The sequence below is a fragment of the Dokdonella sp. genome, assembly GCF_041395345.1.
Taxonomy (GTDB): Bacteria; Pseudomonadota; Gammaproteobacteria; order Xanthomonadales; family Rhodanobacteraceae; genus Dokdonella.
The window spans coordinates 1-21,871 of the sequence record NZ_JAWLAR010000026.1; the positions used below are offsets into that span (position 1 = coordinate 1).

Here is a 21,871-nt window from a genome sequence, read left to right on the forward strand (position 1 = left end):
TGCCGCCGTTACCGGCCTGGACGCGAATGGTGGCTTCGTCTACGAATTGCATGATTGAGGAGCCGGGAGTCGGGATTGGGGAGTCGGGATTCGGAAAAGCGTACAGCAATCGCACGCTGCAACGTGCGTTCTACTGTAGGAAACGGCTTCAGCCGTGACGCTCTTCCTTGTTGCCGGAGATCAGGCTGGTGGAAATCATGAGCAGGAGCATCGCGGCTGAAGCCGCTTCCTGCGGCCGCTTCCCGGGTCATATCCAGCGTGCAAATGAAAAGCCCCGCACAGGGCGGGGCTCTGTCACGAATCGGGCGAAACGATGTCAGTTGGCCGAAGCCGGCACCACACTGACGTGCTTGCGCTTGTCGACGCCCTTGGTCTTGAACTCGACCACGCCATCGATGATCGCGAAAATCGTGTGATCACGGCCAAGGCCCACGCCGGTGCCCGGGCGATACTTGGTGCCGCGCTGGCGGATGATGATGTTGCCAGCGCTGCACGCCTGGCCGCCGGACATCTTCACGCCGAGGTACTTCGGATTCGAGTCGCGACCATTGCGGGTTGAGCCGCCTGCTTTCTTGTGTGCCATGACTTACTCCTGGGTCGCTTTCTTCTTGCTCGAAGCACCAGTGATGCCGGTGATTTCGATTTCGGTGTAGTGCTGCCGATGCCCCTGCTGCTTCATGTGGTGCTTGCGGCGGCGGAATTTGATGATGCGGATCTTGTCGGCGCGACCGTGCGACTTGATCTTCGCGCCGACCGTTGCGCCCGCGACCAGCGGGGCTCCGATGCTGACGCCTTCGCCGGAACCGACCATCAGCACCTGGTCGAAATCGACCGTGCTGTCGACGTCGCCGACAAGTTTTTCGACACGCAGGGTCTCGCCCTGGGTCACCCGGTACTGCTTACCGGAAATGAGTACGACTGCGTACATGCTTGATTTGCCTATGTAGTTATTCTGGGAACGACCCTCAATCGGGCAGCACGGACGAGCCGGAGACCGGATTTGGGGCGCGCGATGTTAGCGGCTTGCCCCGCTCAGGTCAATTCGGACCGACCCTCGACGGCCCGTTTCGTTCAGCTTTCCCGGTCATTCGACCTGCAATGCGCATTTGATACACTCCGCGGCTACGCCCGCATGGGCATGTGCAAGCGGAAAATGAGCGAGGAACCCCCCAGTAGCAGCCCGCAGCGTTCGTGGTTTGGACGCCTGACCCACGCGTTATCAGGAGAAGTCAGCAGCCGCGAGGAACTGATCGAAGAGCTGCGATCCGCCCAGGCCAACGGCTTGCTGTCGGACCATACCCTTTCGATGATCGAAGGCGCCATCAGGGTGACCGACCTGACCGTCGGCGACATCATGGTCCCGCGGTCGGAAATGGTCTCGATTCCCGCGGAATCTTCGCTGAAGGATGTCCTCGACATCGTCATCGAGTCCGGCCATTCAAGGTTTCCCGTGCACGGCACGGATCGCGACGAGATCATCGGCATCCTGCTGGCCAAGGACCTGCTGCGCTGCTTTGCCGAGAACGGCGGTGACGACATCCGCCGCCTGCTTCGTCCCGTGGCCCTGATTCCGGAAGCCAAGCGCCTGAATATCCTGCTCAAGGAATTCCGCCTTTCACACCACCACATGGCCATCGTCGTCGACGAGTACGGCGGGGTCGGCGGACTGGTCACGATTGAAGACGTGCTCGAACAGATCGTCGGCGATATCGACGACGAGCATGACGAAGAGGAAACGCCCAACCTGATCCAGCCGCAGACCGACGGCCGCTTCCTGGTCAATGCGATGACCTCGGTCGAGGATTTCAACGACCGTTTCGAATCGCGCTTTCCGGTCGAGGACTACGACACGATCGGCGCCATGATCACGGCCGAGTTCGGCCACCTGCCCCAGCCGGGCGAAGAGATCAGGCTGGCCGGCTTCCTGTTTCGCGTCAGTAAGGGTGATGCCCGCCGCGTGCAGCAGTTTGCCGTACGGATCCAGGAAGCGTGATTCATGCGGGGAGCCTGAAACCCGCATCACGGCCCGAGCATCGCGGATGGAACATGGCGTATCTGCTGCTGGGGCTGTTGATCTTCCTGCTGCTGCAGGTCCTGGCCGGAACCGCCTCTGCCCTCGCTCAAACCGACGACGCGCCGGCGCTCGAGGTCAGTTTGCTGACATTCGGCCCAGGTCAGGTCTACTGGGAGCGGTTCGGACACAACGCGATCGTGATTCGTGATCCGGGCAGTGGCGAGGCAGTCAGCTACAACTACGGCATCTTCGATTTCGAGGAAGAGGACTTCTTTCTCAACTTCATCCGTGGCCGCATGCGCTACCAGATCGCTGCCAATGATGCCCGAGACGATATCGACTACTACGTATCGCAAGGTCGCTCGGTTACACAGCAACGCCTGCGCATGACGCCTGCGCAGGCGCTTGCCCTGAAGCAGGCTCTGGACACCAATCTGCTGCCCGAAAACCGGCACTACGCCTACGACTATTTCGTCTCGAACTGTTCGACCAAGGTACGCGACCAGCTTGACGCGGCATTGCAGGGCAACCTGCGCCGGCAGATGACCTCGCCGTCGCGCGGCTTCACCTACCGCATGCTGGCTGACGCCCTGACCAGCCCGGATCCGTTCCTGATGGGCGTGATCGATATCGGGCTCGGTCCGTTTTCCGACCAGCGCCTGTCGTTCTGGAAAGACAGCTTCGTGCCGATGCAGCTGCGCGATCACATGCGCGAAATGAAGGTGACGGACGAAGCCGGGAATTCGGTACCACTGGTCTCCGAAGAGCGCCAGCTGGCTGAAGCGCGACTGCCGTCTCCACCGCCGCTGCCACCCGACCTGCGCTGGCCGTTCTTCGCCATCGGCCTTGCGTTCGCATCGCTACTGGGCTTCCTTTCGATCAAGCGCGAGCGACGCTGGGCGCGCATCGGATTCGCGTCGCTGGCCCTGCTGTTTTCCGTGGTCTGCGCGCTGTTTGGACTGATCCTGCTAGGTCTCTGGGGCTTCACCGAACATGTATCGGCATGGGCCAACGAGAACCTGCTGCTGTTCAGTCCGCTTTGCATCCTGCTGCTGCCGACATGGTGGCGATCGGGGCACGCCGACTGGCAGGCAACCGTCTTCGCACGTCGCATCGCAATGCTGATTGCCCTGCTCGCTGCGTTCGCGCTGTTCAGCAAGATCCTTTCCAGTTTCGTACAGGCCAACCTGGCCTGGATACTGCTGCTGCTGCCGGTACATCTCGTGCTTGCCCATGCTGCCCTGCGCAGCTCGATCCGGACCGGCCGGGAACATTGAGCGGCACGCGAATCCGAAATCGGCACATCCGAGTAGCCCCAGGCTCCCGTTGACTGGTCAACCCACAAGAGAGGCGACGACATGCAGGATCCAGCTTCCACGACTGCCCTGATCACCGATGACGCGGTCGTTTTCGGCCTGCTAGCCAGTGTGCTCGGGCTGGTGTTCTGGACTTCGTCGAGAAAAGACGGATTCTGGAAGCGTCTGTACACCTATGTACCGGCCCTGCTGCTCTGCTACCTGATTCCCTCCATTTTCAACAGCATTGGCCTGATTGACGGCAATGCCAGCGGGCTATATCCGATGGCTCGCGACTACCTGCTGCCCTCGGCACTCGTGTTGCTGACCTTGTCCATCGATTTCCAGAGCATCCTGCGCATGGGCCCGAAGGCCATCGTGATGTTCCTGGCCGGTACCGCCGGCGTCATGTTCGGCGCCGTTTTCGCGTTCGGCCTGTTCGAGGTGATCTCGCCGCAGACCGTCGCCGGCGATACCTGGCGCGGCATGACAACGATTGCCGGAAGCTGGATAGGCGGCGGCGCGAACCAGGCTGCAATGAAGGAGGTGTTCAACGTCGACAGTGACCTGTTCGGACAATTCGTGACGGTCGACATCCTGGTAGGCACCACGTGGACCGCCGTGCTCCTGTTCCTGGCTACCCGGGCGGAGGCCTTCGATCGCTGGACCGGCGCCGACACCCGCAGCATCGAAGACATGAAGCGTCGCATCGAAAACTACCAGGCCCAGCACGCGAAGATCCCGACCCTGAACGATCTGATGATCATCGTCGGCGTCGGCTTCGGCGCCACCGGCCTCGCCCATGCAATCGGCAGCCCGCTGGCGAGCTGGATTGCAGAGGTTGCGCCTGAGCTGTCCCGCTACAGCCTGACTTCCGGATTCTTCTGGGTGGTGATCATTGCGACCACGACCGGGCTTGCATTGAGTTTTACCCGCGCCCGTGAACTCGAAGGTGTCGGCGCATCACGCGTAGGTTCGGTCGGCATCTATATCCTGGTCGCCACGATCGGCATGCACATGGATATCGGTGCATTGTTCGAACGTCCGCGCCTGTTTGCGCTGGGCTTCTGCTGGATCTCGGTGCATGCGCTGATCATGCTCGCGATTGCCAAATGGATACGCGCGCCGTTGTTCTTCATGGCGGTAGGCTCGCAAGCCAATATTGGCGGTGCCGCGAGCGCGCCGGTCGTGGCCAGCGCGTTCCACCCGAACCTCGCACCGGTCGGCGTGTTGATGGCCGTGCTCGGTTACGCCCTCGGCACCTATTGCGCCTACATGACGGGCCTGATGTTGCAGGCGATGGCAGGCTGAACATAACCCGGAACGGCTCCCTGGGGCAACGCTGAACAAGTGGCGCAACCGTCACGACGTCTGTCTGCGTGCAGATCGCGCCGCGCTGACGCAGATGGACCGGCCGTCTCGGCAACTGCTCCTGCGTTGCGAAGCACAGGGATGTGCGAGTGTCGCGAGCGCAGGATGCGCTGGAGCGACCTCTACCTCCTGCATCCATGCAGTCGCTTCAAGGCAGCGCAACAAGGAGCTGCGCGCAGACAGGCGTCGCCTGACCGATTGGTTCTCTATTGAAACAGGTGGCTTTCAGGAGGCCCGCCAGCCGCACCGCGAGTCTTGTCAAGGCCACCCGCCTTCACTTCGCCTCGCAGCACGACTGGCAGACCTTCTGAATGCCATGACGGTTGGGCCACTTGTTCAGCGTTGCCCTGGATGTCGATTGAAAGCGGCGATCCCATCCGGACTCTCATCTGATCAATCCCGGCGAAGCCCTATCGGTCTGCCATGCCTTGCGTACGCACACCGTGTGCCGGCGTGTTGCGCAAGCGTCGATCCATGCACGAATTTTCGACAGTCGTGCGGACAGAGCCCGCTCGAACTTGACCTTGTTGGGCAGTATTGCATACAATATACAATATGAATGCAATAAGCCGATCCACCACCTCGCAGGAAGTTCTGCGTGTCTTGCGCTCCCGTATCGTCGACGGCGAGTACCCGGCACGGACACGGCTCGACGAGAATTCGCTGGCCGCCGAGCTTGGGGTCAGTCGGACACCGCTGCGTGAAGCCCTCGCCGGGCTCGAACGGGAAGGTCTGGTGCGACATGAGCCCTACAAGGGACGAGTCGTGACAGATAGCGAGGATGAAGTCGTCGAGGAACTGTTCCCGATTCTGGCGGTGCTGGAAGGACTCGCCATCACCTCGACCGGAACCTACCCGGAGCAGATTCTGGATGAACTCGATGCACTGAATACACGGCTTGCGAAGCCAGGAGCATCCGGGCGACAACGACACGCGCTCGATGCCGAGTGGCACTCTCTGCTTGTCGCGCATTGCGGAAATGCCCGTCTCATTGAACTGATTGCGCGCCAGCGCGCCCTGGCCAGTCGATACGATGGCGGCGCCGATCGCGGCATTGCGGCCGTCGAGCTGACTGTACGCGAACACGCGTCGGTAGTTGCGGCGCTGCGTGAGAACGACGCTTCCGCTGCCGCAAGGCTGGTCTCGTCACACTGGCACAACGGTATCGAAACGATTCGAAAGTGGCGATCAGCAAGACCACGGAGCAAGACGCGGTGAAGGTCCGGGTCTTCCTCGCCTGCCTCGTCGCCCTGGGCATCACGCTTGGTTTGTGGCGCTTCATGAGCCAGGTGCCAATGGACTATCCAGCCCTGACTCGCGCCAGGGACGAAAGCAGTTTCCTGCAATGGACGCGCCTGCTTGAGGAGGCACAGCTTCTACAGCTGCAGCAAAGCCTCCTGGGGCGGTATCCATCCCAGTCCACGGTAATTCGCAACGCCCGGATCATCGACATGCGTGATGGCCAGATGGGTCCGCCGCAGGATGTTCGCATTGCGAACGGTCGAATCGTCGAGATTGGAGACACACTGGATGTCTCGGGTGCGCAACGCGTAGTCGAGGCCAGCGGGCATGTCCTCATGCCTGGGCTGGTAGACATGCATGTACACGGCCTGGAATCGACCGCACAGCCTCTGCTCAACATCGTTCACGGGGTAACCGCTGTCCGGGAGATGGACGGTTTCCGCTGGATGCTCAGGCAACGCGAGCAGGCGGCGAACAACAGGTTGTTCGCACCCTCGATGATCGTAGCCGGTCCGATCCTCAATGCCTCCCCCATGGACTGGTACGCCGAGGTCGTCACCACCGAGGAACAGGCGCGCACGGCTGTTCGTGCGCACGCCGAAGCTGGCTACGATGCCATCAAGGTGCACAACAACCTGCCCGCAGATCTGCTGACGGCGATAGTTGACGAAGCTGCCAGTCGGAATATCGATGTGGTGGGTCACATACCGCATGACGTCACGGTAGCCCGCGCAGTCGAGCTCGGATTCCGTACCGCTGAGCACTTCAAGGGTTACCTGGACGATCGAACGCTGACCATTGCCGACAACAACTGGCGCGAGGCCAGCCGCGACAGCGGGATGTGGAATACCCCTACCCTTCAGGCACATCGTGCGCATCTTCGAGGAAGCGAGGCACGCGAGGCCCAGCTTGATCCGGAAGCCGTTCAGATGTCGCCGCTTGAGCGGGAACTATGGCGCATCGAAGGAGAACAGCCCTTAGACGAAGTGACGCGCGTGCGGCTTGGCGCACGCGCGTACGCCGATATCATTTTCCGCACCCTGCTAGAGGATGGCGCACGATTCCTGACGGGTACCGACTCGGGCGGCGGCTATCCGTTCATGATCTTTGGCCGCGTGCTGGTCCAGGAAATGCAGGACTTCCACTCGCTCGGCATGTCCGCAGCACAAACGCTGCGTTCCGCGACCCTGGAAGCCGCCATCGCGTCGCGGATGGAGGGTGAGTTCGGCGAAGTCATCGTCGGCGCCCGGGCCGATCTGATCCTGATGCCGGAAAACCCGCTCGAAAACATCGATGCGCTGCTCGACCCGGAAATCGTCTGCCTTCGTGGTGCCTGCCTGGACCGTGCCGCCATCGCCGGAATCCGGCGGGAACTGACGGATGCCTACGCGAGAACACAGCTACGATTGAACACCGCCGCCATCATGGACGCCGACATCGATCAATGGATGGTGGATATGGCCCGGTTACGTGCAGACGGCGTCGTATTTCGCGACAACCAGCTGGCCAGCGCAGAATCCTTGCTGCTCAAGTTGAGTCGCATCGACGATGCGCAGCAGGTTCGAGGCTGGATGACCGATCCGGATCGCTGGCCTCTACCGGATCAGCGTGATTCGCGCTGACTCTGGCGAACGTGCGAACAGCGGGCATTGCCGGATTCAGCGCTGCAACTCGGCATCAATCTCGTCCATCAGGGATTGCGACAAGCGCTTCATCTCCCTCATCTGCTCGTTCATTGTTTCGAATTCGAGCGCAGTCATGACAAAGCCGTTCTTGAGTTTTCGATTCTGGAGGTAGTCGGCGAACGTCTGCTCTGACAGCATTCCGTCCCTGCCCGCCTGGCCGTTGCTGACTCGATAGGCGAAGTCCATCACGATCGGGGTGAGGTCCATCGATTCGTACAGCGGGTTGTACAGCAGAGTTTCCGCATCGAAGCGGAAATGGTCTTCCTCGCCCTTCATTTTCAGGTATTGCGATTCCAGATCCAGCAATCCGTGCTTGATCCTGTCATTGGACAGCAGGGCGAAGTTCCCGGAATTGATCAGTTCCCGGAAGGTGTTGTTGATCTGGTAATAGCGTTGCCAGCTGTAGATGCCAACGCCGTCCGCGTTGAATGCGGAAAGATCTTCGATGGCTTCACCCTCAAAATGACGGATGATGCGTTGCGCGCTGGCGACGAGTTCGGTGCGAGTGGCCAGATAGCGATCCATCTCGCTGATGTTGGCGACAAGATCCGCACGGATATTCACCAGATAGCGAAGCTCGCGTGCGCGCTCCTCGCGCGCATCGTTGTAGTTGTTGATCTGCAACGCGATCAGGATACCAATCACGACCAGCACGATTTCGCCCACAGCGTAAGCAAGATATTTGCTGAAACGTCCTTCGGCCAGCATGCGTCGCCTCAACTTTCGAATGAGCGCAATCATTCGATCGAACTCGGAATGTCATTCACTGCTTGTGAATCTGATCGAAAGATGGCTTGACGAACAGCATGGGCTCTTGTTCCAGCACGATTTCCATACTCCGATACCAATGAACATTCTGCGCCCGGACGGCAAGGGTTGAACCCGGACACGCTATCCCAATCCCTGCTGAATGCCAATGGCCCGGGATTCCCGCCATGTTCATGCGGCACGCACTACAACTTGCTCACAGTCGCGACGGAATTCCCCGCCGCAACGACGCAAGGGAGTACGGAAAATGGCAGATTCCAGAGAACTGGAAAAGAAGCTGTGGAAGGCCTTGAAGTCGGACCGGACCGTCATGCTTGGCATCGATGGCGCTGAAGACGGGCATTCGCGTCCCATGACTGCCTGCATCGAGGATGATCAGGATCGGGGCCCGATCTGGTTTTTCACCGGGAAACCCAATGCGGTCGTCGAGAAGCTCGGGCCGAATTCGCGCGCCATCGCCGCCTTCAGCTCGAAGGGGCACGACCTGTTTGCAAGTATCCATGGCAGGCTGAGCACATCCCGCGATCGCGCGGTGATTGACCGTTTATGGAACCCGTTCATCGCCGCCTGGTTCGATGGCAAGGACGACCCGAAGCTCGTATTGCTGCGTTTCGATCCCGAGAACGCCGAGGTGTGGCTCAATGAGTCCAACCTTCTGGCCGGGGTCAAGATGCTCTTCGGGGTGGACCCGAAGGAGGATTACGCCGACAAGGTAGGTGATGTCAACCTGCGATAGCGCGCGACCGCAACACCTGCGGCATCTGTCCTGGAACTCCTGCGCGCTCCTGCCTCGAGAGGCTAGCCGATTGCCTGGGCGGGCATGCAGCGGCATTCCAGTTCATCCAGCGGGTCCGGGTTCAACCGTGTACTTGTTCGACCCGCCATCATGGTCCAGGCCTCGAGGAATCGCATGAATCGTGTGCGCACGATCGCCGACGGCGGGCGCTGGCCGGCTGGAGGCGTCGACGTGCACGTTCAGGCACATGGCGGTCGAGAGAAACTCGACCTGCGTCAGGCGGACCCGTGGTGCGATGCCACCCAGCGTATCTCCCGGCGCTCCGGTATCGAGGTTTCGACCACGCATATGCCCTCGACAGCCGTATCGGGAGTCCGCAGGAGCTGCTCGATGTCCGAAGCTGCGGGCGAACCGCGTACCGACAGTCCGACCCACGCATTGCGCTGACTTCGCTTGGCGGCGAGCAACGCAACGTCGGCGATGTCGATGACCTGCTCCCAGCCTACGCGCGCGGGATCGCCAGGCACGAACGGAAAGGCCGCGAAGCCGATGGAAACCGTCTTGTTGACGATACGGCCATCGCCGATATCGAACGCATGCGCCTCTATCCTGCGGCGCAGTCGCTCTGCCACTTCTGCTGCGCCGCTCCTGTCCACGAATCGCGAGACGACAAGAAACTCCTCGCCCCCCCAACGCACGACCACGTCGGACGCGCGAAAGGCATCGCGCAGCAAGGCAGCGAATTGCAGAATGATGGTATCGCCGGCCGAGTGCCCGTACTGGTCGTTGACCGCCTTGAAATGATCGATGTCGAACAGGTAGAAAACCAGATCGCCTGCATCCGGTCTGGATGCGTCCTGACAGGCGCGAATGGCAATCTGGAGATCGGGTTCGATATGGCTGCTCAGATAGCGGCGATTGCGAAGCCCGGTCAGCGGATCGGTCAGACTGGCCTCTTCGAGCTTGAGCATGGCGTGCTCGAGATCCCGGGTACGCTCCTTGACCTTCGCATCCAGTGCCCGCCTGCTTGCCATCAGCTGGCGAACCCGCAGTCGATAGAGCAGATACAGGGAGAGCAGGATTGCAGCAGCCAGAGCGACCCTGAACCCGGTCGTCTGATACCAGGCGGGCTCCTTCTGGATACTGATCAGCAGCGGATGAGAGCCCCATGCGCCGAGTCGATTGCTTCCGCGGATGCGAAGTTCGTACTGACCAGGATCAAGATGCGTGTAGGTTGCAATCCGGCGTGATGCCGGGGCATCTATCCATTCACGATCGTATGGATCCAGCCGAAACTGGTAGCGGTTGGCATCTGGATTGGAATAGTCAAGTGCTGCAAAACCGACGCTGAAATTCCGCGAATCGGCTGGCAACGTCATCCGATTGCCTGCTCGCTGCCGCACACCGTCCACACTGACCTCTGAAATTGCCAGCGGTGGATCGTAGTCCCAGATTCGAAGCTTTTCCGCATCGACCACCACGAGTCCCTTGCTGCCGCCGTAGATCATTCGTCCATCCGGAACCTGAGCGTAGGAACGAATCCAGGAAGTACCCAGATCAACTCCATCTGCCGAATCGAAAAAGTGCATGGTCCAGTCGGCCGGGTCGACCATTGCACCGACATCAGTCCAGATGCGTCCTCGCCCGTCCTCCAGAAGGTTGGTTCCCAGAGGTCTGCCGGGGCGGCCCAAGCGGCTGGTGACGGAATCGAACTGCGCGCGTGTTCCGTCCCAGCCGACCATCCTGTCAAGGCCACGGGCGGTACTCACCCACAGCATGCCTTCACGGCTGATCAGCATTCCATTGACGTCGTTGTCCGACAGGGACGCCGGATCGTCCGGATCGTGGGCGATGCGATGCAAACGTTCGGAGCCCTTTGCCAGCACATACAGTCCGGTCTCGGCACCGACCCAGAGGTTGTTGTCCGTATCGAGGACGATGTCGTCGATCTGTTCGGTGAACGGCTTTTCCGGATCCATTTCTGTTGCGAGGGTCGAAAACCTCCCGCTGGCCGGATCGAGTCGATTCAACCCTCCGCTGGTGCCAATCCAGACACTGCCATCTCGCGCGACCTTGAGCCGATGGATGTAGTTGTCGAGGAGCCCGTTCTCGCTGGTGTACTGCCTGAACTGACTGCTGCCCGGATCGCGGCGAAACAGACCCTCCTGCCGTGTACCTACCCAGGTCGTACCATCCTCGCTCTGGATCATTGCCGTGACGCCACTGCCCGTGAGCGCGCCAGGCTTGCCCGGCTCGGGTCGGATTCTGCCGACTACGCCGACGTCAAGATCCAGCAGATCGATGCCCTTGCCCGCCGTACCCACCCAGACGATGCCGTCCTGGGCGACCATGATCGATGAGACATCCGCAAGGCTGAGCCCGTCATTGCGGATCGAGCTGGGGTGGATCATCTGAAAGGCGTGATTGCGCGTGTTGTAGAACTGCAGACCCGCACCCCAGTTCCCCACCCAAAGCAGTCCGCTCTGATCGACCATCAATGGGCCAATCTCATCCGAGCCTACACTGGTCGGCAGGCTGGGATCGCTGCGCAGGTGACCGATGATCGAGCGTGTCTTCAGGTCGACGATCGCGATGCCCCCGCCATAGGTTCCAATCCAGAGTTCATTCGAACCGCTTTCAGCGATTCCAGTAACCCATGGGTGGGCCAGACCATCCACATCGGCCTCGGCAAGCGGCAACCACTCCACCTGGCGGGAATCGGGTTGAATCCAGCCGCCTCCGTGTTCCGGCGTGCCGAACCAGAGCGTGCCGCCCTGATCCAGATACAGGCGCAGGACATTCCTTCCGCGCAGGCTGGCAGCCGCTTCGTTCCACTCGGCAACATCCTCGAAGTGGTCCGATCCGGCCGGCTTGCGATTGAGTCCGCTCCAGCTACCAACCCACAAATCGCCCGACGCATCGACCAGCAGCGAGCGAATGCGATCATCATTGGGCGTGCCCGACATATCGGCATGCCTGTGATGAATGAAATGTTCCGAGTCCGGCGACCGGTAGTCGAGGCCGCCGTTGGTCCCGATCCACATGCCGCCCGCGGGGTCACTGGCCAGCGCGTCGACCCGATTGTTGCTCAGGCTGTTCGGATCATCCGGCACATTGGCGTAGTTGGTGAAGCTGTCGAGAGCCGGATCGAACACCGATACCCCGTTGCCCAGCGTACCGATCCACAGCTTGCCATCTTCGCCAAATGCAAGCGAGCGCACATAGTTTCCCGCCAGAGAATCGGGGTTATTGATATCGGCCTGATACAGCTCGAACGAATAGCCGTCGTATCGGATCAATCCCCCCTGAGTGCCAATCCAGATCAGTCCGTCGCTGCCCTGCACAAGCGCAGTGACGATGCCACCCGTGATGGCGTCCCCATCGGGAACCGAAATGAACAGACGATCATCGTTTGGCCACGCGGCGCCGACCGACGTACAAGAAGTCGCCAGCAGCAGCGAGAACAGTAACTTCCACATGAAGGGCCCCTGGATCCGATGCTTGTTCCGCGCCCGAAGAGCGCAGAGCCTGCAGGATACCTTTGGTTTTCCCAAATCGCATAACCGCAAGCACGATTCCGGCTACGCTCTGGGCCATCTAGCGGACGTCGGGAGCGTCCATCCCTTGAACACCCGCAGATGCCGGGCCTCACCCATGCAGTGGCTGAAGACCGCACCATCGCCGATGTGAACCCGATCCTGTCCTGGCTGGCCGCCCTTTCCTCAATCACACCTGTTTCAGAAGATCCGGGTGGCGGTTGAAGACCTGGATGCGCCAGTCCGCCTGGGTGCGATCGATCTCGTCGACAGCGAGATTGGGCAGGTAGCCGATTGCGCGATTTCTTCCGCTTTCCTTGGCCGCATACAGCGCACGGTCGGCGACGCTGAGCACGAAATCCATATTGAGCAGCTCGGCACGCTCGCGATAGAACGGATAGACCGACCAGCCGACCGAGGCCGTGGGATCGATCAACACGCCGCTTTCCAGTTCGATCGTGGTCTGCCTCATCTCCTCCACGATCCGCTTGGCGAGCTCGTCGCCCTCGTCACGATGCCGGTTCAAGCCCAGGTAGATGAACTCCTCACCACCGAAACGGAAAATGAGGTCACCTCCCCGCTTGATTTCCTGTAACCGCTGCGCGACAGACATGAGGACGACATCGCCCGCGGCATGACCATGCAGATCATTGATGCGCTTGAAATGATCGAGGTCGATCGCGCAGACAATGACGTCGACGGCGTCACCTGATGCGGCATGCGCTGCATTCTCGGTGATCGCAGGAACCTCTTCCAGAACCCATTGACCGAAATGATGTCGATTCCAGAGACCGGTCAATGGGTCCGTCGCCGCAGCGTGCTGAAGCGCCTCGGTCTTCAGCGCAACCAGTCGCTCCAGTTCTGCACTGCGCATGCGAAGTGCGCGAAGCCTCCACTGGACGGCAACGACCAGCAAGGCCAGGCCCGCCAGCCAGAAGGCGATCATGGTCGACGTACGCCGATACCACGGTGCGACGACGGTAATCGGTACCGAGGCCATACCGCTGGGTGCACTTGCCACGTCCCTCGCCTCCACTTCGAATACCAGGTTTCCCGCAGGCAGGTTGGTAAAGTCTTTACGGACCTCGTTGCTCCACTTGCTCCACTCCTCGCTGCCGCCCTCGTGGCGAATCCGCGATCGATAACTGTTGATTTCCGGCGCACGGTAGCTTGGCAGGGCGAAGCTGAAACGCAGGCTGTCACCTTCCGCCAGATTCAGGGCGGGCAGCGTGCCGCGCCCCGAAAAAAGTGCGTTATCGCCACTGGAGATCTCGCGGATCAGGACCTGCACGGTTTTCGGATCAGGCAGGTTGACCGATGGGTCAATGCGAACGACCCCGGAATCGGTCGCCAGCCAGACGATTCCGCCGTTGTCCATCGTGATGTCACGGATGTTGCCGAACCCCGCGATTCCGTCGAATACGCTTTCCTGGCGTGAGTAGACGCCGGACACGCCCCTGGAAAGCAGTCTGAGTCGACCGGATGAGTTGGCAACCAGGACTTCGTTCGCATTCAAGGAGAAAAACTGCTTGACGGGTCCGGTTTGCTCGAAGGGAAGCCTGGTGCTGGGTTCGAATCTGCCATTGGAAAAATGATAGAAACCGCGCAGGTTGCCGATCTGGACCTCGCCGCCGATGAGCGCGAGGATAAGCTCGCCTGGGGGTACGCCGTCGTCCTCACCAAACTCGACCAGCGCAGCATCGGCCAGGGCGGTGCTGCCGGCCTTGGGGACGAGGCGCGCAACGCGGCCCAGTTTCGATGACAGCCAGATACTTCCGCTGGAATCCTCGATGACCCCGTACACGTCGAAGCTGATACCGTCGCGCACGTCGAGTTCGACCCAGGTCGAGCCACGCTTCTGGATGCGAGCCAGGCCGAATCGCAAACCCAGGAGTGCCTCGTCTGGACGCGCTGACTGCATGAAGTGCGTGTACACCTGTCGTCTTGGCAGCGTCAGGGGCCCGCCCTCGGTATTTCGCACCCCATCATCGGTCAGGACCAGCAGTTCCCCGCCTTGGTTGGCCACGCCATGAATCCATGAGTAGTTCGGCGTCATGCGCTTGAAGTCTTTCGTGCGGTCGTCATCCTCGAGGAGCATGAGACTCTTGCTGGAATAGGCGATGATGCCGAGGTTTCCCTCGACAACCCCGGTGGGCGATTCGACTATCCCCTGTGATTCCTGGAACAGTGAAACGCGCGAGGGCCATTCGATGCGCGAAATCGCATTGCTCCAGGCTACCCAGATACTGCCTCCATCCTCGACGTAGATCGCTCGGGCGCCGGGCAACGCTCCGAACTGGCTGGCTCCGAATCGAGCGATCTCATTCCACGTCTTGTCCAGTATCACCAGGTCCCCATTGTCAAATGGCAGCCCGACCGCACCTCCCTCCAGTGCCTTCGCGTAACCGATGTAGCCCTTGTACTCATCGGCGTTTGCAACCGTCGCAGGTATCGGGGCGTGTTCAAGGTCTACCCATGTTGCCACTTCGAATGGATCACGCGAGATCCCGGCCAAGCCCTGGACGCCATACGGAATCAGTGCGGCGAGTAGTCTCTCTGCGAAAAATTCGCCGCCTGCAACGGGCTCCAGTCCACTCCTTGTCACATGCCTGAGGCCGAGGTGCTCATCGCGGACATAGAGTTCGCCACGCACGGAGAACAGTCGGCCAAAGCGGTGCTCCGCCGACAGTACGAACATCCCCAGTGAATCCTTGCAAATCAAAGCAGGCTCGGTGCGCCCGCACCAGAACTCCTTGCCCACCGCAAATTCCCAGATGTGACCCAGCCCGAAGAGCCCGCCGGGAACTTCGCCGGAAAAGTCCCTGACACTCACGACATGACCTTCACTGGCAACCGCAATCAGGGATTCCAGGCCGCCAACAAGTACTTCGCCATCAGCGGAAATGCCCAGTGCCGTGACTACCTGTGCATCCGGCAGGGGCAGGCGGTTCCACTTGATGCCGTCAAACTCGAGCACCCCTATATCGTCTGCGACATAGATCAGTCCATCCTTGCCTTGAACGATATTTCCCAGCGGCGGCGCGGCGTACTGATCGTCGGCAATGATTTCCTTGAAGCTCCAGGTTTTCGATTGCGGCACCGCGGACTGGGCGAGCGCAGTCGCAGGCGCAAGCAGGATTGCCACCGCCAGGATGGTGAAAGCATGGAGTGCAGGTATTTTCATATTGAGCGCTTGTACCCCAAAAGTGACAGCAGGGGTAGGTGAAGGCAATGCGCAGGCTCTGGATGCACGACCGGCAGTGGAAACTCCATGCCAGGCGGCGCCGGCTTGACTTGGCGGTTGTGTAGTTCTAGCTTGATGCGGCCTGTGCTAATCACATTAGGCTCCAACCCAACCGACAACGAGGTCAAGAAATGAATCAGGGATCACAAGACAAACTGGCTGTATCCAGCGACATTGTGGATCAATTGAACGGCCTGGTGCGCAATAGCGCTGAACCTGTCGGTTACGGCCAGGCGCCCCGTGGCCCGCAGCCGCCACCGAATCCTCCGAGAATTGCCTGCTCGGAAAACGAAGACTAGATTTTGACTCTGGACATAGAGGCAAGTTTACCTGCCTCTATGGACAGACTCCTGTTGCCGGGTAAGGGCCCGGAATCGTCGACCGACAATCACATCTGGTTCCACGCCGCCGCGTGCACGACTGCGAACGAGAACACTGACCGGGTTTCAGTTGCCGGTCGAGACGTGCCGAGATGAGTCCAGCACCCCCGAGTCTCAAACTCAACCCGAGTGCCAGAATCTCGATAGGCGACGTCGACACTGCGCCTTCCTTCCTGATCGAGGCGCCCATCAAGGGTACCTCCTTGTCTACCGTTCGAGTCAGCGCGGAGAACTTTCCCGACGCGCATGCCTTTCTCTGCTCAGTCCTGATCGACGGCCGGAAGTCTGCGGAAATCAATGAACGCACGGCGGCGGAATTGTGCCGAATCGGCGTTTTCGCACCCGAGGATGCAATGCCGCTGTCGGTAGCCTATCGATTTCCGGTACGCAGCTCTGCCCCCGGAATCAGCCTGTCGCCGCTTTCCAGCGCCAATGCTGCGGAGGGTCAGGCATCCCTGCGCATGCCGGCCGAGTGGTCGGATCAGGAGCTCCACTTCGAGCCACATCACAACGGCAGCGTATGGGCACCGGTCCAGGTCGTCACCGGTTCCGGAACGGAGGGGTTGCAGGAATTCCGGCACGGGGAGCCCTCCGCGAGGAAAATAGCCCTTGATGAAGAATCGACGCATGCGCAATTTGCACGCGAAGGCTACGCAATCCTGAAGAACCTGATTCCGGCAGAGCACGTCACGGAACTTGGCCGGTTCTTTCAGTCGCTGGCAGAGCAGGGTTTTCTGGCCTGCCACGAAGATGACGGAATACGACGCTTTATTGCGCACAATCATCCTGTCGCCCGGTTCTGGCACGATCAGTTGAACGAGCGCGTATCTCAACTTGCCGGGCAGCGGACGAAGCCTTCCTACTCCTTCGTATCCCTGTACCTGGCCGGCGGGGATCTGTACTGGCACACCGATCGACCTGCGTGCGAATACACACTTGCACTCTTGCTCGACTACGCGCCCCTCGATGCCGATGCACGATCCGCCTGGGCGCTCAAGTTGAAAGACCGTGCAGGAAAGATTCATTCGTTGCATCAACGCGTTGGCGAAGCCCTGATATTCAAGGGACGGGAACTGATGCACGGCCGCGATGTGTTGCCGAATGGACATCGTTCCGTGTCCCTGTTGTTCCACTTTGTCAACGAGGACTACGACGGGGAAATGCAGTGAGCTTCGCGCGCCCGGACGCCCAGGTTCGTCGCTGCAATCCCGGAAAGGATGACTCAGCAAACGGCATGGAACAGACGAAGATGCGCGAGATATCGACTTCGAATGCAGCGGCTCGCGTGCATTCCTTTTTCCAGAGTCTCGGCGACCGCATCGCCGCCGAACTGGGCGAAGGTCGCGAAGCGATCAGCGCGAATCTCGAACGCGTGGCAGCAACACAATTGGCGGCATTCAATCCGTCCGCACATATCACGCATGACGATCTCGTCGACTACGTGCTCGGTGCCGAAACGCTGTGCAAGCAATCTGATCTGAGCAGCAAGTTTGCCGAACCACCCGTTTCGCTCTATCACGGAGTTGATTTCGACATCTCCGCACTCACCTGGCTCGACGGTACGACCAGCATCCATCAGCACGCGTTTTGCGGTGCGTTTCATGTGCTGGCTGGCTCCAGCATTCATTGCCGCTATCACTTCGAGCCTCGACAGCCCCCAGAGCCTGGGCAGCGTGCCTTTACCGGCCGTTTGCAACTGCGGGATCTGGAAGTGCTGCATGCGGGCGATACCCGCGTCATTACCCGTGGCAGCGAGTTGATTCATTCGTTGTTCCACATGATCCGCCCGTCGGTGACGATCGTGGTCCGTACGATCAACGTCGACTCCGCCGACGAAATTCAATACGACTATCGCTGGCCAGGGCTCGCACACGACCCGTTTCAGCGCCACGCCCCCACCACGCGCAAGCAACAGTATCTGCGCATGCTGCGTTTGCTCGATGAAGATTCCGCGCTCGTGCATTTGCAGCGTGTTCTGGCGGATGCCGATCTCCTTCTCGCTTACCTACTGATCTCGGAGCAGGCACGAATTTCCTCGGATCCGGATCAGGCCCGAGCTCTGGCCTCGATGTGCACGGCATTGCCCGCCGACGAGCGCGAACTGCTGTTTCAAGCGGCGCACAACGACTTGTTGAGCCAATCTGTCATCGACCTCCGGCGCAAGCTGCACAATCCAGGTCACCGCTATCTTCTCGCCCTGCTCCTCAATGTATTCGACAGGCAGGAGCTCCTGCGCTTGGTTCAACGCGAGTTCGATGCCGCTGACCCGGTCGACCAGGTCATGACCTGGATTGCCGAAATGACAGGCAACACCGAACGCTTCGAGAACGTGATCGGGCTCGATTTCAGCAACACCGAACTCACCATGCTGGCTGAGATGTTCCGGGGTTCGGGCCTGCAAGCCGTACTCGCGAAGTTCAGCGAGCGCTACGGGTTCGAGGAGGTCACCCTCCAGCAAGAGCAGTTGACAGCACTCTTCACCGCCCTGAAAACCTGCGCGCTGTTCCATCACATCTTTGTGGAATTGCCGGATAGGTAGCCCGGATTTCCCGACGCTCTTCTATCGCTTGCTCAAAGCCCGGAGATTCCTGACTTCGGCTTCGGGGCGTGGTGCGGTTTGCATGCGGTGATGCCCTCGATTCCCGGATGAAGGCGTTGACTGACGCGCGTCAGATCCGCCCCCGGTCGAGCTCAGGAAAAGCCCGGCTACGCCGAGACGGGAAGCGCTTTGCGATTGCCGAAAGGGCCAGCATGCGATGAGTTCGCATCCCTCGCAAGACGAAGGAGCAGGATTCAGCTGGATCCTCTCTTTCCAGGGAAGACGAGATGCGGGAGATGGAAGACAGGTGCCCATCAACGACAGCCGGACGTGCAACGTGTTGTATGCCCGGGTGATTTTTCCGCCGTCCGGCGGAGATCCCCTCACCCGCCAGGCGGATCCTGCAACTTCCCTATAGGTTTATAGGACGCGCACATTGCACCGCGTCATTACTTGTCCAGGGCGACTTGCTAGTGTGCGCGCGGCGTCAGACCTTTGGGAAAGGTCCTGGCGAGCTTGGGGAGGGGTCACATGCATACGATTGCTGGAGTCGCGTTGCGACTCCACAGGACGCTGTGTGCCATTGACTCGATTTGTACTCGCTGTCTTCCGCCGCATTTGCGGTAGCCCTACAACCTCTTGGGAATCAATCCGTGATCAAGTCAAATTGTCGTGGTTCTGTTCTCGTTGCACTTACGCCTCTGGTCCTTGGCATTCTCGCTGCATCTGCCAGTGCGGCCACTCGCAATGACCTGCACCAGCAGGATGTCCAAAGCCTCAATCGAAATTACGCGGCTGCTACACAGTCGCTGGGCGCCGCTGCGTCCAGCAACGAACGGCACGCCGAGGCACTCGGCATGGATGGCGAGTCCACCCTTCGCACCATCCGTGAGAAAACCGACACCGACGGTACAAGGCACTATCGCTACGAGCAGCTCTTTCGCGGCATTCCCATCTGGGGCGAACACGTCGTTGTCGCCGAGGATACCCGCGGCAACCTGAAGTCCCTGTTCGGCCGTTCCGTGGGCGGCCTCGCCATGGAAATACCGATGCGTGCGCCGCTGATTGGCACCAGCGCAGCGCTGTCGACCGCAAAAAATGCCGCACTTGGCAATCGCGCCGCATCCATGCAGATTGAAAACCTGTCCAACAGGCAGATGATCTATGTCGACGACAACGATGCCGCCCATCTGGTCTATGTCGTTTCGTTCTTTGCGGACTACAAGACATCGGCAGGCAAGGTCACCGTCAGCGATCCATCGCGCCCGTTCGTCATCATTGATGCGCAGACCGGTCTCGTGCTCAAGCAATGGGACGGACTGACAACCTCAGACGTAGGAACCGGCCCCGGTGGCAACGCGAAGACTGGCCAGTACACCTGGGGTTCGGGCGGTCGTTACGGCTACCTCGATGTGGCGCAGAGCGGCAGCACCTGCACGATGAACAACACCGACGTGAAGTCTGTCAACCTCAACGGCAGCACCGGTGGCAGCACGACGGCGTACTCCTACACTTGCCCGAACAACACCTACAAGGCCATCAACGGGGCCTATTCACCGATCAACGACGCGCACTACTTTGGCGGCGTGATCCAGGACATGTACTCGGCGTATACCGGCGGCAAGGCGCTGAGCTTCCAGCTGATCATGCGCGTGCACTACGGCAGCCAGTACGAGAACGCATTCTGGAACGGCACGAACATGAGCTTCGGCGACGGCAAGACGACCTTCTACCCACTGGTCAGCGTCGACGTGGCCGGCCATGAAGTCTCGCACGGCTTCACCGAACAGCACTCGGACCTGACCTATTCCGGCCAGTCCGGCGGCATGAACGAAGCCTATTCGGACATGGGTGGCGAAGCCACCGAGTACTACTGGAAGGGCAGTAACGACTTCCTCGTCGGCCCGGAAATCTTCAAGGGCTCGGGCTCGCTGCGCTACATGAACAACCCGCCGCAGGACGGCGCCTCGATCGACAACGCGGCCAACTACACCAGCTCGCTTGATGTGCACTACTCCTCGGGCGTCTACAACAAGGCGTTCTACAAGCTGGCGACGACTTCGGGCTGGAACACGCCCAATGCGTTCAAGGTGTTTGCCCGCGCGAACGCGCTTTACTGGACACCGAGCAGCACCTTCAACAGCGGCGCCTGCGGCGTCGAGACCGCGGCAACCGATCTCGGTCTGAATTCGGCGGCCGTGACTGCGGCGTTCACTTCGGTCGGCGTGGCCTGTCCGGGTGGCGGTGGCGGTGGTGGCAGCACGGGTGGCGCGCTGACCAACGGCGTAGCGGTCACCGGCATCGGCGCTTCTTCCGGCAGCTCGGTCAATTACACGCTGGTGGTACCGGCCGGCGCAACCGGTCTCAGCTTCGTGATGTCCGGCGGTACCGGTGATGCCGACATGTACGTCAAGTTCGGCAGCGCGCCGACCGACACGTCCTACGATTGTCGCCCCTACAAGTCCGGCAACGCCGAAACCTGCACGATTGCCACGGCACAGGCTGGTACCTACTACGTTCGCCTGAAGGCCTACTCGACCTTCTCCGGCGTTTCGTTGAAGGGTAGCTACAGCGCAGGCGGTGGTGGTGGCGGTACCCAGACCTACAGCAATGGCACGAACTACACGATCTCGGACAACTCGACGGTGGACAGTCCGATCACGGTTTCCGGACGCTCGGGCAATGCGCCAAGCAATGCGTCGGTCACGGTGGCAATCGTGCACACCTACCAGGGCGACCTCAAGGTCGATCTGGTTGCCCCCGATGGCACGCTGTACAACATCCACAATCGCACGGGCGGCAGCGCCGACAACATCAACAAGACAGTCACCTTCAACCTGTCAAGCGAAGCTCTCAACGGCACATGGAAGCTTCGCGTCAATGACAATGCCGGTGGCGACACCGGTTACATCGACAGCTGGAGCGTAACGTTCTGATAGCGGGCTACGGCTCTTGCGTCAGATGAAGAACCCCGGCCTGTGCCGGGGTTTTTCTTTTGCGCTCGCAATCTGACTCGTTGCTCGGGGAATGTCGTTCGACAGGATCCGGCCCCGTCACGTAT

The 21,871-nt window shown here is 60.3% G+C and carries 14 protein-coding genes; 9 read left to right on the forward strand and 5 right to left on the reverse strand.

The annotated features are described in order from the left end of the window. Positions 1-316: 316 nt before the first annotated feature. A complete protein-coding gene (rpmA, locus tag R3F00_RS17400) occupies positions 317-583 on the reverse strand; it encodes a 50S ribosomal protein L27 (protein WP_371282999.1) in 267 nt (88 codons plus the stop codon). Positions 584-586: 3 nt separating this feature from the next. Beyond that, a complete protein-coding gene (gene rplU, locus R3F00_RS17405) occupies positions 587-928 on the reverse strand; it encodes a 50S ribosomal protein L21 (protein WP_371283000.1) in 342 nt (113 codons plus the stop codon). A 225-nt stretch (positions 929-1,153) separates the two neighbouring features. On the opposite strand from rplU, the gene R3F00_RS17410 reads away from it, so the two are divergent. From R3F00_RS17410 to R3F00_RS17430, 5 genes are all read left to right on the forward strand, one after another. Continuing rightward, a complete protein-coding gene (locus R3F00_RS17410) occupies positions 1,154-1,993 on the forward strand; it encodes an HlyC/CorC family transporter (protein ID WP_371283001.1) in 840 nt (279 codons plus the stop codon). A 53-nt stretch (positions 1,994-2,046) separates the two neighbouring features. Beyond that, on the forward strand, positions 2,047-3,291 hold the full coding sequence (locus tag R3F00_RS17415; RefSeq protein ID WP_371283002.1) for a DUF4105 domain-containing protein: 1,245 nt from the start codon (positions 2,047-2,049) through the stop codon (positions 3,289-3,291). A gap of 81 nt (positions 3,292-3,372) precedes the next feature. Further along, on the forward strand, positions 3,373-4,620 hold the full coding sequence (locus tag R3F00_RS17420) for a DUF819 domain-containing protein (RefSeq protein ID WP_371283003.1): 1,248 nt from the start codon (positions 3,373-3,375) through the stop codon (positions 4,618-4,620). Positions 4,621-5,235: 615 nt separating this feature from the next. Continuing rightward, positions 5,236-5,898 carry a GntR family transcriptional regulator gene (locus R3F00_RS17425; RefSeq protein WP_371283004.1) on the forward strand — a complete coding sequence of 221 codons (663 nt, stop codon included), beginning with the start codon at positions 5,236-5,238 and terminating at the stop codon, positions 5,896-5,898. Then, positions 5,862-7,544: an amidohydrolase family protein gene (locus R3F00_RS17430; RefSeq protein WP_371283005.1), complete on the forward strand. Its 1,683-nt coding sequence runs from the start codon at positions 5,862-5,864 to the stop codon at positions 7,542-7,544. The genes R3F00_RS17425 and R3F00_RS17430 overlap by 37 nt, the downstream gene beginning before the upstream one ends. A gap of 36 nt (positions 7,545-7,580) precedes the next feature. On the opposite strand, the gene R3F00_RS17435 is transcribed toward R3F00_RS17430, so the two are convergent. Then, entirely contained in the window at positions 7,581-8,348 is a 768-nt protein-coding gene (locus R3F00_RS17435) for a DUF6090 family protein (RefSeq protein ID WP_371283006.1), read from the reverse strand. A 274-nt stretch (positions 8,349-8,622) separates the two neighbouring features. Between R3F00_RS17435 and R3F00_RS17440 the strand changes: the two genes are divergently transcribed. After that, positions 8,623-9,111, forward strand: a complete 489-nt coding sequence (locus R3F00_RS17440) for a pyridoxamine 5'-phosphate oxidase family protein (RefSeq protein ID WP_371283007.1) — start codon at positions 8,623-8,625, stop codon at positions 9,109-9,111. Positions 9,112-9,386: 275 nt separating this feature from the next. Here the strand turns inward: R3F00_RS17440 and R3F00_RS17445 are convergent, their stop codons facing one another. Then, complete coding sequence (locus R3F00_RS17445) at positions 9,387-12,590, reverse strand: two-component regulator propeller domain-containing protein (RefSeq protein ID WP_371283008.1); 3,204 nt, start codon at positions 12,588-12,590, stop codon at positions 9,387-9,389. A gap of 247 nt (positions 12,591-12,837) precedes the next feature. Further along, complete coding sequence (locus R3F00_RS17450) at positions 12,838-15,831, reverse strand: diguanylate cyclase (protein WP_371283009.1); 2,994 nt, start codon at positions 15,829-15,831, stop codon at positions 12,838-12,840. Between the two features lie 532 nt (positions 15,832-16,363). Between R3F00_RS17450 and R3F00_RS17455 the strand changes: the two genes are divergently transcribed. The 3 genes from R3F00_RS17455 to R3F00_RS17465 all read left to right on the forward strand — a co-directional run bounded on the left by R3F00_RS17455 (position 16,364) and on the right by R3F00_RS17465 (position 21,746). After that, positions 16,364-17,440: a hypothetical protein gene (locus R3F00_RS17455; protein WP_371283010.1), complete on the forward strand. Its 1,077-nt coding sequence runs from the start codon at positions 16,364-16,366 to the stop codon at positions 17,438-17,440. Then, entirely contained in the window at positions 17,437-18,810 is a 1,374-nt protein-coding gene (locus tag R3F00_RS17460; RefSeq protein WP_371283011.1) for a hypothetical protein, read from the forward strand. Before R3F00_RS17455 ends, R3F00_RS17460 begins: the two co-directional genes overlap by 4 nt. A gap of 653 nt (positions 18,811-19,463) precedes the next feature. Beyond that, positions 19,464-21,746 carry a M4 family metallopeptidase gene (locus R3F00_RS17465; RefSeq protein ID WP_371283012.1) on the forward strand — a complete coding sequence of 761 codons (2,283 nt, stop codon included), beginning with the start codon at positions 19,464-19,466 and terminating at the stop codon, positions 21,744-21,746. Positions 21,747-21,871: the final 125 nt, after the last annotated feature.